4 protein-coding genes are annotated in these 15,868 nt (G+C 55.8%); 3 read left to right on the forward strand and 1 reads right to left on the reverse strand.

The genetic code is table 11. The annotated features are described in order from the left end of the window. Positions 1-322: 322 nt before the first annotated feature. On the forward strand, positions 323-5,242 hold the full coding sequence (locus ACYASS_RS12750; RefSeq protein WP_463586392.1) for a Tc toxin subunit A: 4,920 nt from the start codon (positions 323-325) through the stop codon (positions 5,240-5,242). A gap of 219 nt (positions 5,243-5,461) precedes the next feature. After that, a complete protein-coding gene (locus ACYASS_RS12755; protein ID WP_463586393.1) occupies positions 5,462-10,039 on the forward strand; it encodes a Tc toxin subunit A-related protein in 4,578 nt (1,525 codons plus the stop codon). On the opposite strand, the gene ACYASS_RS12760 is transcribed toward ACYASS_RS12755, so the two are convergent. Next, a complete protein-coding gene (locus ACYASS_RS12760; protein ID WP_463586394.1) occupies positions 10,032-10,391 on the reverse strand; it encodes a hypothetical protein in 360 nt (119 codons plus the stop codon). The two genes, ACYASS_RS12755 and ACYASS_RS12760, sit on opposite strands and share 8 nt — an antisense overlap. Before the next feature lie 376 nt (positions 10,392-10,767). Between ACYASS_RS12760 and ACYASS_RS12765 the strand changes: the two genes are divergently transcribed. Further along, a complete protein-coding gene (locus ACYASS_RS12765; RefSeq protein WP_463586395.1) occupies positions 10,768-15,624 on the forward strand; it encodes an NAD-glutamate dehydrogenase in 4,857 nt (1,618 codons plus the stop codon). Positions 15,625-15,868 lie beyond the last annotated feature (244 nt).

A 15,868-nucleotide genomic window follows, 5' to 3' on the forward strand; every position in this document is an offset into this window, starting at 1 on the left:
TGTGACACCGAAGCTGGGGGCGTTACTTTAATGCATTAGGGGGGCGGGAGACTAACGTGGATGGGGGAATTTTCCGCAAAACATGATGGTGTACCGTTTATCAGTCAAAGCTCAGAGTGCCAAGGCAGGTAAAAGCGTCCTAGAAGCCTCTAGGTCCGGCTCTTGTCAGCGATGACGGTTGAGGGGCAGGAGGGCGATGCAGGGGATCTGGATGCCGTCGGTCATTTGCAGCTGTCAGGCTGGTCAGCATTTGCTTAGCTGAAGTATGTCGGGTCTTTTGCTGTGGCTCAGAGAGGAACATTCTCAGGATGAGTTTTCCGCCATGGCAAGCAAGAAAGGCAAAGCCGTCAAGCCGCTGTCGGCAATGGATGTGTTGCTGAGCAGCACCGGTCAGCACCGTAACGCTCCTTTAACCCTGTCCGAGCAATACCCTACGGTGTTGAGCGTGGCGCGCAGCGATGTGGTCGGGCTGCTGAACAACAACCCCGGTCTGCACATCACTGAAGCCCGTGAACTGGTGCAACGTGCTCGAGCGATGTCGGTAGTGATTGCCCGGCAATTTCGCGAGCAACGGCTGACAGCATCTGTGCACCATGCCAACCGTCCGCCGACGGGGGTCAAAGGGCTGGTCGAGGGCCCGACCTATACCGACATGTTCAACCCGGACTGGGCGAATCAGTGCCCACCTGACGCCATTGAGGCGACCACCTCCCCCGTGGCTTACCTGGCTGACCTGTATCGTTATAGCCAGGAACTGGAAGCTACCGGTAAGCCAGCGGATGTCATCACCCTTGATGCTCGTCGCCCCGACCTCAAAAATCTGGTGCTGGATCACACCGCCCTGAACCGTATCGAGCCAACTATCGTGCTGGTCAACGAGATTCTGGATTCATCGATCCGCAAACACCTGGATGACCATAACCTTACAGACACGACCGTTGACGATGCGCTGCTTGAGGCTCGCTACCCCAATGCATTGCCGTTCGAGCGCTACACCAGCCAGATCAACTATGTGCTGGAGCGTAAAGGCCATTCACTGGGCGACGTGATTCGTCAGGCTGACCCGGCTTACCCGTACTTCAAAGAGCCGGGAGCACATTCGGCACTGTCCGATGTTGCGCTGATTCAGGACACCGGTTTCGGGCCGGCGCAGCAGTCGCTGCTGTTGGAGGCGCCGTACTTCCCGGACGCTGCAACCCGGACGCGCTCGCTTGTCGCCGGTAAATGGCGCATTGAGCCCCGCACTCGCTTGCTGGTAGAGGCGACAGAGGATGAACATCAGTTCAGCACTTTTTTCGAAGATAACTTCGGTGTGGGGGGACTCATTGATCTGCAAGACACCCAGACCTTCTGCCTGCGTACCGGGCTGAACACCGAAGAGCTTGAAGCCTTGCTGTCGGTTGGGGCTTTTGCCCCCAGCCGCTCGGTCAACGTGACCGCCGCTGCCGAAGCCGCCCCAGTGGATGGCAGCCAGGCCGGTTCGGTGTACATCAATGCGGGCAAGGCACCGGCCATGGCGATAGAAACCCTGCCGGGTGAAAGCGTTGATGGCGTACTGGTCGAAGGGCCGCGCCATCATATTGTCAATGCCAGCCCAGACCGTTTCGACCGTATGAATCGCATGATAAGGCTGGCGCGCTGGCTGGACCTGCCGTTTGATGAAGTGGATCAGATCATCGTTGCCTGCATGCGGGCGGAAGTGCAGTCAGCAGCGGTGTTCCCGGTCATCACTGCGAACACTCTGCGTGCTATCGGTCTGTTTCAGACATTGCGGCGCAAGTACAAACTGCCCGCCGAGGATTTTGCGGCGCTGATTCAGGGCATCGGTGTTTATGGGCGCGGCAAGGAAGCGTCGCATTTCGACCGGGTCTTCAACAGCCAGGCGCTGTTTTCCGAACCGCTGAAACTCGATAACACACCCATGGTGGTGGCGCCTGCCACTGAGGCCCAGCGGCAGAAAGTGGATCATCTGTGCGCCTCGCTGGGCATGACCTATGAAAGCTTTCGTTATTTGGCGCGCATCGTTGTCCAGTCCCGCGGCGATTCAGAGGATCACCCGTTGCTGTGGTCGGTGGAGGTGGTGTCGACGTTTTATAGACTGACAAAACTGCCACGCTATATGGGGGTGACCACCATTGAGGCCCTCGCGCTGATCGAGATTCTTGACAGCCGCGCGAGCCAGTTAACGTCGAAAGTGGCGGGGCGGGTGCGCATTGAAACCCATGCGGCGAGCACTGAAACCGACACGTTGAGCGTCCTCCATGCCTGGGTGGATTGCGTGGCCTGGATGCAGGAAACCGGCTGGCAGGTCGCGCAGCTGTACCCGCTTTTGGGTGCGAGGTTTACCGACATCGTTGCGTCGGATGCGGAGCTAGGTTTGCTTGATCAAATCAACCAGCGGCTGCAGGCAGCTTTGATCACGGACAGCAGCTTTGCAGAAATCGGCGCGCCCGTTTCTGAGGTCTTGTCGGTGCTCGATGATGAGGGACAGGAGCGCCAGGTGCTGCAGGAGATTGACTGGTTTGAAAGGCTCGAGGCCTTTATTGACACCGCGCCTCAGACTAAAGGTCTGGTCAAGTATCTGGCGGACAATGAGCCCGGGTTTGAGAGTTCTCTTGAGGTAATAGTTAAAGCCGTCGTTGCTCAGTTGAAGCCGGATGATGATGCCTTGGCTGACAAGATAATCAACCGGGTGATGCGCGCGCGGGCAGAGCAAGGCGCCTTGTTGATGGAGGGTCTTGCGGGGTATTTGAATGTTTCTGCCGACCAGGCCGATGCGCTTTTAGCCTGGGCGCAGGGCAATCGTTATGAGCTGTTGAAGGAGGTATGCCGGATAGGTGGCGGGGGTAACACCATAAAGGTGGCTATAGGCGATGACATATTGTGGCTGTTGGTGCAGTTGTCGCAGCGCGCGACAATCACCCGCCATCTGCACATGAGCTCGGCACTGATTCGACAGTTTGTGGGACAGCCAGACTGGTTGGGTCTGCCCGATGCCAGCCTTTCATTTCGAGCTGTTTATACCCTGACCCAATACGCCACGGTAGTTCAGCGCAGTGAGCAGAGTGAAGACACGTTGCTGGACTATATACGGCTGGTAAATACCCATACCGGGGGAAGTCCAGGGGATAAACGACTTATTCGCGAGAGCGCGGCACAACGGCTGGGTGCTTACTTGCGCTGGGGTATTCGCGAGATATTGGCGGTTGCGATGTATCTGGACAGCGATAGCGGTGTAAGTCGCACTGTGCCGAGCATAGACGTAATCAGTCGCCTGGCGCTCATGGGCCATCAGGCGAGCCTGGACGCCAAGTCATTGCTGGCCTTGGCCATGTTGCAACCGACCAGCCGGGTAGCGGAATATCGAGACGCTGCCGAGCAGGCACTCAGCACCATCAATAGCTTGATGTCCCAGGTGCCGGAAAGCGAAGTGGGTCAGAGCCGGGCGCATACCATCACTGTGTCCAGGGATTATCTGGTTGCCAATAAACCGGGTGAGCAAGCTGTCTTTACTCTTACCCTGCGTTCGCTAACGGATGAGCCACTGGTGGATATATCCCTTCGCTGGGAGACAAGCCTGGGTCAGTTGAGCGGTGGCGGTAACTCTGATGCGCAGGGCGTAGCCATCGCGACGCTGGATGCGGGCGACGCAATAGGGATTGCGATAGTGCAGGTGCATTTCGGCCTGGGTGAAACCCAAAAGGCGCCTGCTGTAACGATTGGTTATGACAAGGTCACCATGAATTTTGTTCGCCAGCCCGGCGAACGAGAACCCGACTCCGCTTTGGCTAACAGGCTTGAACCCATTTTCTTCAGCAATTACCTGCAAGATGATTATGGCAATTGGGGGATCGATTACCCGGTGACGTGGGGAACAACTCTGGGCGAGTTCCGGCGTCATATCACCTTGGGCGACGGCGATGGCAAGGTAGAGGCAGAGCTGAGGAGCCTTTCTCCAAGCGAGGGGCCTGAAGTTGCAGTCGTCGCTGTGTGTGAAAATGGCAACGCCTGTCAATTCATCGGTGTAACGTTCACTGACGATCCCTACTTTCAATATATTCGCTTCGCCGATGCAGTAACGGTTGGCTATGAAGTCAAGGTTGAGTGTCGTGTGGTGAGCATTGATGGTAATCCTATTGAGCCGGTAACCGTTGTTGAGTGGGTGAGCGATAACGGTGATTTTGAAGTTGCCACCAGCGAAACGGATGAGGATGGGGTGGCTTTCGCAATGTTTACGCCCGCAACGGTTGGTAATGTGATTGTCACTGTAAGCTCTATTGATGTTAAAACTGATAAACAAAGTGAAAGCACTCCGGTGTATCCCGTTACGACATTGGCGCTCACAGTGTCCGATGAGACCTACCTTATAGGTACTGCTCCGCTGGTTTTCTCCAGTGAATTGAAAGTAGGTGTCGACCCCGCAGTAAAGCGGTGTGTCAATTGGTATGTGGATAATGTGAGGAAACCCGACTCTTATACCAACGCACGGGGGGTTGCGATATTTTCATCGAAGTTCCCATTTGGAACTCACGTGATTAAGGCCGTTGTCGCAGGGACAAATATTGAAGACGTTGCGACTGTGGAAACGGTAGGGTACACGTTTGAATGTGTTATGAGTGGATGGCTGTTGCCAGAACAGGCGCCAGACCTGTTGTCGCGATACGAGTCCTATACTCTGACTATTAAAGCTTTTGTGATCGATACCCATGAATTGGTGGTCGGTGCGCCATTTGTGGTCAAAGGCAAGGGGGTTGCAGAATTGGCCATAAATATAACGGGGTTGGATAAGCCTGCGCTGTCAACCGCTGATGGTAATAAATTTGACATTACCTTCGATGCGTTACCCCTTACCGGAGTTTTATCTTTGGAAGTTGAGTCGGGTGGGCAGGTGCTGTGGCGCGCTGATTATAAGGTGGGTTACTACTATCAGTTGAAAGAGATTCGCCGAAATTCATTGCTCAGTCTATTCGCGTTCCTGGTCCCTTATTCAAAATCAGAGAATACGAAGCCGATTCATGGGGTGTTGCACCCATCGGTTATTTGTCAGGTGTCTATTCCGGATGTCCACTGGGCTAATGGAGTCTTTTTTGAAAGCTCTCTCCTTGATCCTGCCGAGATTGGTGGTCTGCTTCTTTATCAAGGGGCCGTTGCGCGACCTGGTACTATCGTATTTGCTGATGGGGACGCCGAATTAGACGGATGTTTTTATTTGATTGAGAGTAGCGCCACTGTTCCACTTTAAGTTAAATAATGGTTCGGTTTTTTTCATGTGATCTCGATGGGGTCGTATGATAAAAACTTTATCGCTTGCTTGGAGGTACACCGCGAAGACGCACGGGCCGCCACCATTTGGCCTACTAATCAGGCCAACTAACACAGCCGTGCCCTAGCGAAGCACACCCGACGACGGCCAAACGACGGAGTAGTCTGTTCATATACATCACGGATGAGGATCACAATCATGAGCCAAGCAGTCATCGGCACTCTGGAGCAGCAGCGCAGAGACGCGCTGGTTGCCTACTACCTTGGGAAACTGGTCGGGCAAGGTAGCACGCCGCCCAGAATCGCCACCGAGAACGACTTGTACGAATACCTCCTTATTGATAACCAAATCAGTGCGCAGGTCGACACCAGTCGTGTAGCTCAGGGTATTGCCAGTGTTCAGCAGCACATTCATGCGATCTACCACGGTATGGAGCCTGGTTATTCAAAGGGTTTCGGTGACGAACGACTGCAGCGTTGGCGTGAAGGCATGAGTGAATACAGTGTCTGGACGGGCTACCAGATGATTGAGGATTATCCGGAGAACTATATCGACCCGACCCTGCGCTTGGGCAAGACCAGCCTGTTCCAGGCACTCGAAGTGGACCTGGGGCAAAGCAGGATCAGTGAAGATAACGTACAGGTTGCACTGAAAAACTATCTGGATAGTTTTGAGTTGGTCAGCAATTTGCACGTTGTCGCCTGTTATGTTGATGGCGAGGATTTCAAAAAGGCCGATTATTACTTTTTCGGGCGACAAAATGTAGAACCGTTTGCCCACTACTGGCGCAAGGCTAAAATAGATATACAGGAAAACAGCACTCAGATCAGCCCTTCGGCCTGGAGTGAATGGAAAAGTATTGACGTCGCGTTCGATGCAAAAGTATCGCATGTACGACCGGTGGTGGTAGACGGTAGATTACATATTGTCTGGGTCGAGTTGGGGCAGGCCGAAGTCAACGACAGCGGTGCGAAAACCGGCAAGTTTTTTTATCGAGCGAAAATGGCGTATAAGAAAATCTCGGACAGGTGGTCGCCGGCAACGACCATTTATGAAGGGTTGACCGATAAGCAGGATTTGGCCGATACCGCTGCAGGGCGTTTTACCTTGGTAGCGTCTATGGATGTACGTTTTGCTGGCGATCCTCGTCTGATAGTGTGTTTTCAGTTCAGGTCCGCGCAAAAGGAACAAGTCGTTGCCGCTGAAAGCGAGCGGTTTCTACTGGTGTTTGACAAAGTATTCAATAAACTAACACTGCCAGCTAGCGAGCAGGCTCAGTTGTATGGTATTGCTGCGACGATGTTGGGCGCAGATCCAACGCGTGTGCAATATCCCCTCGCGGGTCGGTATTCGGACGATACTAACCAGTGGGTGCTGGATAGCGTTTCCTGGAATACTGACGATGGCGCCGATAATGATAGGCCCGTTGAAGGGATCAATCAGGCACTTGACCTTGAAGTAAAGCTGTATACCTCAGGTGCTGATTGTTCATTGAGTGTTCAGGGCGTATGTACGGCAGAACGACTGCAACGCAGTTCTTTCCAATTCCGGGTAAGGAACGTTACCCGGCATCAGGGGAATCAATATAACTTCCATGTGGAGGGTAGTCTGGATGGTTTTGTGTTGCGCTCGATGATGTGGGCGGATAGCGGACCTTTGACGGACACAGGTACGTTAAAATATAAGGGTTCAGCCATTTGTAATCTGGAACCTGAGGACTTTGAATATGTAGGCGGTACAAACTATTCATCGCGGCTTCCCTTGACGGGGATTTCTGTTGATGAATTAGCGGCCTTGTCGCAGGAGGATATCCAGGCCGGTGCTGGTTTTACGATGGATATGTTCGGGACTGCGCTTTCATTTGCTTCCACTGATGATTATTATTTTGAGGAGTTCGCCCCGATAACTCATGGTTTTGATATCTGGGCTTTTGCGCCGTCGGTGTCATGCGAGTTGACGCTCAATGGTGCAGCCAGAACACCGATAGAGTCAATTGAGTGGGCTGGCGAAGAGGCAGTCAAGATACTTCACTTTGGCGCTTTACCTAAAGGCTCCGGTTTGGGGTACAACGAATTCAGTATTGTAAGAATCCGGAAACCTTTGCCTGTTCCAGTCGTTGTCAACACGCCTGAGGGTGGGCAGTTTCTTGATTTCGCGGCGCTAAAATTGCCCTCCCTACGCTATGTGCGCTTGAATACTACCTTTGCAAAAGAACTGGTAAAACGGGCGGAGGTTTCCTCGAAGAGCGTTTTGAGTTGGGAGGCTCAACACACCTTAGAGCCGGCAGTCCCCAACGCTGAGAGCCCCTCTGAAGTGCCTCTGGATTTCAAAGGCGCCAATGGCCGCTACTTCTGGGAGTTGTTCTTCCATCTACCGCATCTGGTCGCCCATCGTCTGCACGCGGAGTTTGATTACTCCGGCGCCGAAAACTGGCTGCATTACTTGTTCAATCCGCTTCAGCGAATCGCTCCACTGTATCCGCCCCCTGTGGCAGAGCATTCCTATTGGGTCAGTCGCCCTCTGAGCTTTGCCTATGACCCCGGCTATGAGTGGGGTGGGCCAGGTGATCCCGATGCCATTGCCTATGGCGTTCCATCGCATTATCGCAAAGCGATTTTCGTCTTTTATCTGAATAACCTGATTGCTCACGGCGACACGCTCTATCGGCAGTTGACCCGCGACACACTCGGCCACGCGCAATTGCTCTACATCCGCGCGGTTTCGCTGCTTGGGCCGCTTTCCAAGGGCCGCAGTATCAGTCGTTGGACACCGATGTCGCTGAAGGCGGCCTCTGCTGACGACTCGCTGTTTGCCGATTTTGAGGCCTTGGGGTTCAGGGGGGGTGAGCACGATGTGCCCAGCCACATCGAAGGGGCGGCTTGGCTGCGTTTGCTAGATGCGCCTTGGTTCCGTGTGCCGGTCAATGTCCAGTTACTCGATCTCTGGGACCGCCTAGCCTTGCGGCTTTATAACCTGAGGCACAATCTGAGCCTGGATGGTAAAACCATGTCACTGTCGCTGTATGAGCCGTCCGCAAACCCCTTTGATCTGCTACGCGCCCAAGCGGCGGGCGGCGGCAGTGGTCGGCGGCGTCTAGCGTCGCTGGCGATCATCCCTGCGTATCGTTTCCGGGCCATGTTGCCGCGGGTTCAGAATGCCGTCGAAACATTAATCCGTTATGGCGAGCAAGTGCGCGGCTATATGGAGACGCGTGATCGGGCACATCAGGAAGAGCTGCAACAGTCTCATCTTCTGGAATTGGCCGCCTTTACTGAAACTTTGCAATTGCAGCTGAAAAAGCAGGCTGACGCGGCGAAGACTGCACTGACTGGTAGCAAGGTTGCGATTGAGGCGCGTAAGGATTATTACCTCAAGTTGGTTGAGCAGGATGTCAGCTCGGCCGAGAAGAGCGGAATGGGCAAGCAGCTTGAAACCAAGTCCTGGAACAATGGCGTTGCAGGTGTCACGACTACGGCGCACATACTTGACTCGTTTCCAAGTATTTTTGGGGTGGCGAACGGCGGTGCTCACTTCGGGGCGGCAAGCTTAGCGATCTCTGCTGGTCTTCAGATGAAAGTCAACGATCTGGCCATTGATGCAGACCGTATGCTGATCAAAGAACAATACCGCCGCCGCCGTGACGACTGGCAATTCCTGAAGATGCAAGCCGACCACGAGTTGGCGGCGGTCGAATTACAGATCAAAACCCAGGACATTGCCATCGAAGCCGCAAAAACCAGTTACGAACAAGGGACCAAGGCCCAGCAACAGGCTCAGGACTACTATGCCTTCCTGAAAAGTCGTGATGCCGGTATGGCCTTGTATCAGTGGCTACTGAGCCAGATGTCGACCCTGTATTTCCAGGCTTACGACGCGGTGTTATCGCTGTGCCTGGCTACCGAGGCGTGCTGGCAGTACGAAATCGGTGATCGCGATACGCGCTTCATTTCCACCAATGCCTGGGCGGACAATCGCTTTGGACTGACGGCCGGTGAGTCTTTGAAGCTCGGCTTGCTGCAAATGGAGTCGGCATTCCTCTCGCGGCACGAGCGCAGGCTGGAACTCACCAAAACCATTTCTCTGAAAAGCCTGCTCAAGGACTACGATCCCGGCGCGGACAGCCAGGGCGCAGAACCATTGGTGACAGGTTGGCAGGCGGTGATTGCCCAGTTGCACGACAAGGGTGAGATTACCTTCGACCTTAAGTCTTCACTGTTCGACAAGGATTATCCCGGCCACTACTTACGCCAGCTAATACGCGTTTCCGTGTCGATACCGGCCGTTATCGGACCCTATGAGGACACACGGGTCATATTGACGCAGCAGACCAGTAGCACGCTCTTGAAACCGGACCTGCCGGGGGTGCGTCACCTCTATAAAGAAGCCGGCGAGTTACCGCCGGACCTGGAGGATGAAAACATCGCGCCGACGCATATCGTCTTTAACCCGAGGGCCCAGCAGCAGATCGGTATTTCAACGGGCGTCGACGACCACGGGATGTTCATGCTCGATTTTGGAGATGAACGTTACTTTCCCTTCGAAGGCACGGGTGCGGTTTCCCGTTGGAGCCTGAGGTTTGCGCGCCATGCCTCCGAGCGGCAAAGCGCAATCCTCGACTCACTTACCGACATCATCCTCCACGTTCGCTACCTGGCCGTGGACGGAGGCGAGGTCTTCACCCGCGAGGTAGAAGAGCTGGTCGTGACGGTCGAGGCCGGCGAGGAAACGCGTCGGCGTTCATTGGCGTCAATGTCAGCGCAGAAGCTGCTTAACTGATCTCGCTGACGTAAGCCCCGACGTCCTTGAGGATGAGCCGCAATGTCTCGTCCAATTCACGCAGCTCGTTGGCGGGCGTGCTGTGGCGAATCTCGTATCGGGTATCGCCGCCCAGCGGCAGCGCATCGGCCGCATCGATTTCTACCAGCAGACGTTCGGCACTGAAGGTTACTTTCAGGTTTGAACTGACGTTAATGGTGTCGTCAACGAAGGTTATGTCGACTTCGTCTTCATCCGGAAAACGCGCCAGCAGAAACAAATCTCCGTTGCTGCCATGGCAGCAGACCAGCGCCATGTTGTCTTCTTCCTCATCGCAGGGGTTGAAGATGAAGTTGTCGGTGGTCATTTGCATGGTCGTGATTCTCGGGGAAAGAGTGCAGAGAGGGATTTTGCCAGCCCCGGCCCCACTTTGCCGAAGCAATTTTTTACAACGGCAATTGCCTCGGGTTTTACGTGCATGGCGATGACCGAATATGTCGCAGCACGACAAGTAACTGCCCGTCGGCTGTCGTTAAGCTGGGTGGCGGATGAACGGTAGTGGGAGAAATCTTACCCTGCGTGTTGTTTTTTCCGGCAACGGATGCAGAAAGCAAATGTGACGAGTCGTTCGCGGCAAGCGTTAGTTCTTTGGCTTATGCTGTGCCTCTGCCGTTTCATCCAGGCACAGCATGTGCAGGCAACACTTCCTTCAAGCTTCCTTCTAAAAAAGCACAAGCGGAGTACCTCAGATGGCGTTCTTCACCGCAGCCAGCAAGTCTGACTTTCAGCATCAACTGCAAGCAGCACTGGCGCAGCACATCAGTGAACAGGCACTGCCACAAGTGGCGCTGTTCGCTGAGCAATTCTTCGGCATCATTTCCCTTGATGAACTCACTCAGCGTCGCTTGTCCGATCTCGCAGGCTGCACCTTGTCAGCCTGGCGTCTGCTTGAGCGTTTCGAACACGATACCCCGCAGGTCCGCGTTTATAACCCCGACTACGAACGTCACGGCTGGCAGTCGACCCACACTGCCGTCGAAGTGCTGCATCACGACCTGCCATTTCTGGTGGACTCGGTACGCACCGAACTGAACCGTCGCGGTTACAGCATCCATACGCTGCAAACCACCGTCCTGAGCGTGCGTCGTGGTAACAAAGGCGAGCTGCTGGAATTGCTGCCTAAAGGCACCAGCGGCGAAGGCGTGCTGCAAGAATCCCTGATGTACCTCGAAATCGACCGCTGCGCCAACGCCAGCGAGTTGAACGTGTTGGCTCGCGAGCTGGAGCAAGTGCTCGGTGAAGTGCGGGTTGCGGTAGAAGATTTCGAACCGATGAAAGCCAAGCTGCACGAGCTGCTGGCCGGTATCGATTCAGTGCAGTACAGCGTTGAAGAAGGTGAAAAGTCCGAGGTCAAAGCGTTTCTGCAATGGCTGGTGGATAACCACTTCACCTTCCTGGGTTATGAAGAGTTTCAAGTCAGCAGCGAGGCCGACGGCGGCCAGTTGGTGTACGACGAGTCGTCTTTCCTTGGCTTGACCAAGCGCCTGCGCGCCGGCTTGACCCGCGAAGACCTGCACATCGAAGACTACGCCGTCAGCTATCTGCAAGAGCCGATGTTGCTGTCCTTCGCCAAGGCTGCGCACCCAAGTCGCGTGCATCGTCCGGCGTATCCTGACTATGTGTCGATCCGCCAGATCGACGCGTCGGGCAAGGTCATCAAGGAATGCCGTTTCATGGGCTTGTACACCTCGTCGGTGTATGGCGAAAGCGTACGTGTCATCCCGTATATCCGTCGCAAGGTGGCGGAGATCGAGCGTCGCTCCGGTTTCCATCCCAAGGCGCACCTTGGCAAGGAACTGGCTCAGGTGGTGGAAGTGCTGCCGCGTGATGACTTGTTCCAGACGCCGGTGGATGAGCTGTTCAACACCGTGATGTCGATTGTGCAGATCCAGGAGCGCAACAAGATTCGCGTGTTCCTGCGCAAAGACCCTTATGGCCGCTTCTGCTACTGCCTGGCTTACGTGCCACGCGATGTCTACTCCACTGAAGTGCGCCAGAAGATCCAGCAGGTCTTGATGGAGCGCCTCAAGGCCAGCGATTGTGAGTTCTGGACCTTCTTCTCCGAATCCGTGCTGGCCCGCGTGCAGTTGATTCTGCGGGTCGACCCGAAAGTCACCCTCAATATCGACCCCGTGCAGCTGGAAAACGAAGTTGTCCAGGCCTGCCGTTCGTGGAAAGACGACTACGCCAGCCTGGTCGTGGAAAGCTTTGGTGAAGCCCACGGCACCAATGTGCTGGCGGATTTCCCGAAAGGTTTCCCGGCTGGTTATCGCGAGCGTTTCGCCGCGCATTCGGCCGTGGTCGATATGCAGCACCTGTTGAACCTGAGCGAAGCCAAACCGTTGGTGATGAGCTTCTATCAGCCGCTGTCCGGCGACAAGGCGCAGCTGCATTGCAAGCTGTACCACGCGGATACGCCACTGGCCCTGTCGGATGTACTGCCGATTCTGGAAAACCTTGGCCTGCGTGTACTGGGTGAATTCCCGTATCGTCTGCGTCACACCAATGGCCGCGAGTTCTGGATTCATGACTTCGCGTTCACGGCGGCTGAAGGTCTGGAAATCGACATCCAGCAACTTAACGACACCTTGCAGGATGCGTTCGTGCACATCGTGCGCGGCGACGCCGAAAACGATGCATTCAACCGTCTGGTGTTGACCGCTGGCCTGCCGTGGCGCGACGTGGCGCTGCTGCGTGCTTACGCCCGTTACCTGAAACAGATTCGTCTGGGCTTCGACCTTGGCTACATCGCCACCACCCTGAACAACCACACGGACATCGCCCGTGAGCTGACCCGGCTGTTCAAAACGCGTTTCTATCTGGCGCGCAAACTGACCACCGAAGACCTGGACGACAAGCAACTGCGTCTGGAGCAGGCGATTCTGACGGCCCTGGACGATGTTCAGGTGCTCAACGAAGACCGCATCCTGCGTCGCTATCTGGACCTGATCAAAGCCACGCAACGCACCAACTTCTACCAGACCGACGCCAACGGCCAGAACAAGAGCTACTTCAGCTTCAAGTTCAACCCGCGTCTGATCCCCGAGTTGCCCAAGCCGGTGCCGAAGTTTGAAATCTTCGTTTACTCACCGCGCGTTGAAGGCGTGCACCTGCGCTTCGGCAACGTGGCCCGTGGCGGCTTGCGTTGGTCTGACCGTGAAGAAGACTTCCGCACCGAAGTGCTCGGGCTGGTGAAAGCCCAGCACGTGAAGAACTCGGTGATCGTGCCTGTGGGCGCCAAAGGCGGCTTCCTGCCGCGTCGCTTGCCGTTGGGTGGCAGCCGTGACGATATCCAGGCCGAAGGTATCGCCTGCTATCGCATCTTCATTTCCGGCTTGCTGGACATCACCGACAACCTCAAGGAAGGCGAACTGGTTCCGCCGGCCAACGTGGTGCGTCACGACGATGATGACCCGTACCTGGTGGTGGCTGCGGACAAGGGCACTGCGACCTTCTCCGACATCGCCAACGGCATCGCCATCGATTACGGCTTCTGGCTGGGCGATGCGTTTGCTTCCGGTGGTTCGGCCGGTTATGACCACAAGAAAATGGGCATTACCGCCAAGGGCGCGTGGGTTGGCGTGCAACGTCATTTCCGCGAGCGTGACATCAATGTTCAGCAGGACAGCATCAGCGTCATCGGTATCGGTGACATGGCCGGGGACGTCTTCGGCAATGGCTTGCTGATGTCCGACAAGCTGCAATTGGTGGCGGCGTTCAACCACCTGCACATCTTTATCGATCCAAACCCTGAGCCAGCCAGCAGCTTCGTTGAGCGCAAGCGTCTGTATGACCTGCCACGTTCGGCCTGGACCGATTACGACACCAGCATCATGTCGGCGGGCGGCGGGATTTTTCCACGCAGCGCGAAAAGCATCACCATCACGCCGCAGATGAAAGAACGCTTCGACATCAAGGCTGACAAGCTGACCCCGACCGAGCTGCTCAACGCGCTGCTCAAGGCACCGGTGGATCTGCTGTGGAACGGCGGCATCGGCACTTACGTCAAGTCCAGCGAAGAAAGCCACGCCGACGTGGGCGACAAGGCCAACGACGCGCACCGGGTCAACGGTGACGAGTTGCGCTGCAAGGTGGTGGGTGAGGGCGGTAACCTGGGCATGACCCAATTGGGTCGTGTCGAGTTCGCACTCAATGGCGGCAGTTCCAACACCGACTTCATCGACAACGCGGCTGGCGTGGACTGCTCCGACCACGAAGTGAACATCAAAATCCTGCTCAACGAAGTGGTGCAGGCGGGGGACATGACTGAAAAGCAGCGTAACCAACTGCTGGAAAGCATGACCGACGAAGTCGGCAATCTTGTGTTGGGCAACAACTACAAGCAGACCCAGGCACTGTCTTTGGCAACGCGTCGTGCTTACGAGCGCATTGCCGAGTACAAGCGCCTGATGGCGGATCTGGAAGCCCGTGGCAAGCTTGACCGCGCCATTGAGTTCCTGCCTGCTGAAGAGCAGATCAGCGAGCGTGTGGCGGCCGGTCATGGTCTGACGCGTCCTGAACTGTCGGTGTTGATCTCCTACAGCAAGATCGATCTGAACGAAGCGCTGCTGGAATCCCGCGTACCGGATGATGATTATCTGGCGCGTGATATGGAAACCGCGTTCCCGCCATCGCTGGGTGCCAAGTACTCCGGCGCCATGCGTCAGCACCGCCTGAAGCGCGAAATTGTCAGCACCCAGATTGCCAACGATCTGGTCAACCACATGGGCATCACCTTCGTGCAGCGACTCAAAGAGTCCACCGGCATGAGTGCGGCCAACGTGGCGGGCGCTTACGTGATCGTGCGGGACATCTTCCACCTGCCGCACTGGTTCCGTCAGATCGAAGCGCTGGACTACAAGGTCCCGGCTGAGATCCAGTTGGCATTGATGGACGAGTTGATGCGTCTGGGTCGTCGCGCAACACGCTGGTTCCTGCGCAGCCGTCGCAACGAGCTGGACGCGGGGCGTGATGTGGCGCACTTCGGTCCGCACATCGCGGCATTGGGTCTCAAACTCGACGAACTGCTGGAAGGTCCGACGCGTGAAGTCTGGCAGACCCGCTATCAGGCTTACGTCGAGGCCGGTGTGCCGGAGTTGCTCGCACGTATGGTTGCCGGTACGAGCCACTTGTACACGCTGTTGCCGATCATCGAAGCGTCTGACGTCACCGGGCAGAATGCTGCCGACGTGGCCAAGGCTTACTTCGCCGTGGGCAGTGCGCTGGACGTGACCTGGTACCTGCAACAGATCAGTAGTTTGCCGGTGGAAAACAACTGGCAAGCCCTGGCCCGTGAAGCGTTCCGTGATGACATCGACTGGCAGCAACGGGCGATCACCATCTCGGTTCTGCAGATGGCTGATGGTCCCGCCGACATCGAAGAGCGCCTGAATCTGTGGCTTGAACAGCACAGTGCAATGGTCGAACGCTGGCGCGCCATGCTGGTGGACATCCGCGCAGCAAGCGGCACGGACTACGCGATGTACGCCGTCGCCAACCGTGAGCTGCTGGACCTGGCCATGAGTGGGCAGGCTATTACCGTTTGATGGTTTAGTGCGGCTGTAATGAGAAAGCCCTGCATCGCGAGATGTGGGGCTTTTTTTATGGGTTGATACTGTCAGCGTCGCAAAGGTCCTGTGCGAGGCTTGCCCGCGATACATGAGAAGTAGCTACCAGTCACACCGCGTTATCGTTTATCGCGAGCAAGCTCAGCTCCCACAGGGGATCGCCGATATCTGTGGGGGCTGGGCTTGCCCGCGATACATGAGAAGTAGATACCAGTCACACCGC

The organism is Pseudomonas sp. HP_14, from assembly GCF_055283875.1.

Excerpts from the sequence above, each read along its gene's own strand:
- ACYASS_RS12750 (WP_463586392.1), top strand. The coding sequence starts at position 323 with ATGGCAAGCAAGAAAGGCAAAGCCGTCAAGCCGCTGTCGGCAATGGAT.
- ACYASS_RS12765 (WP_463586395.1), top strand. The coding sequence starts at position 10,768 with ATGGCGTTCTTCACCGCAGCCAGCAAGTCTGACTTTCAGCATCAACTG.
- ACYASS_RS12755 (WP_463586393.1), top strand. The coding sequence starts at position 5,462 with ATGAGCCAAGCAGTCATCGGCACTCTGGAGCAGCAGCGCAGAGACGCG.
- ACYASS_RS12760 (WP_463586394.1), bottom strand. The coding sequence starts at position 10,391 with ATGCAAATGACCACCGACAACTTCATCTTCAACCCCTGCGATGAGGAA.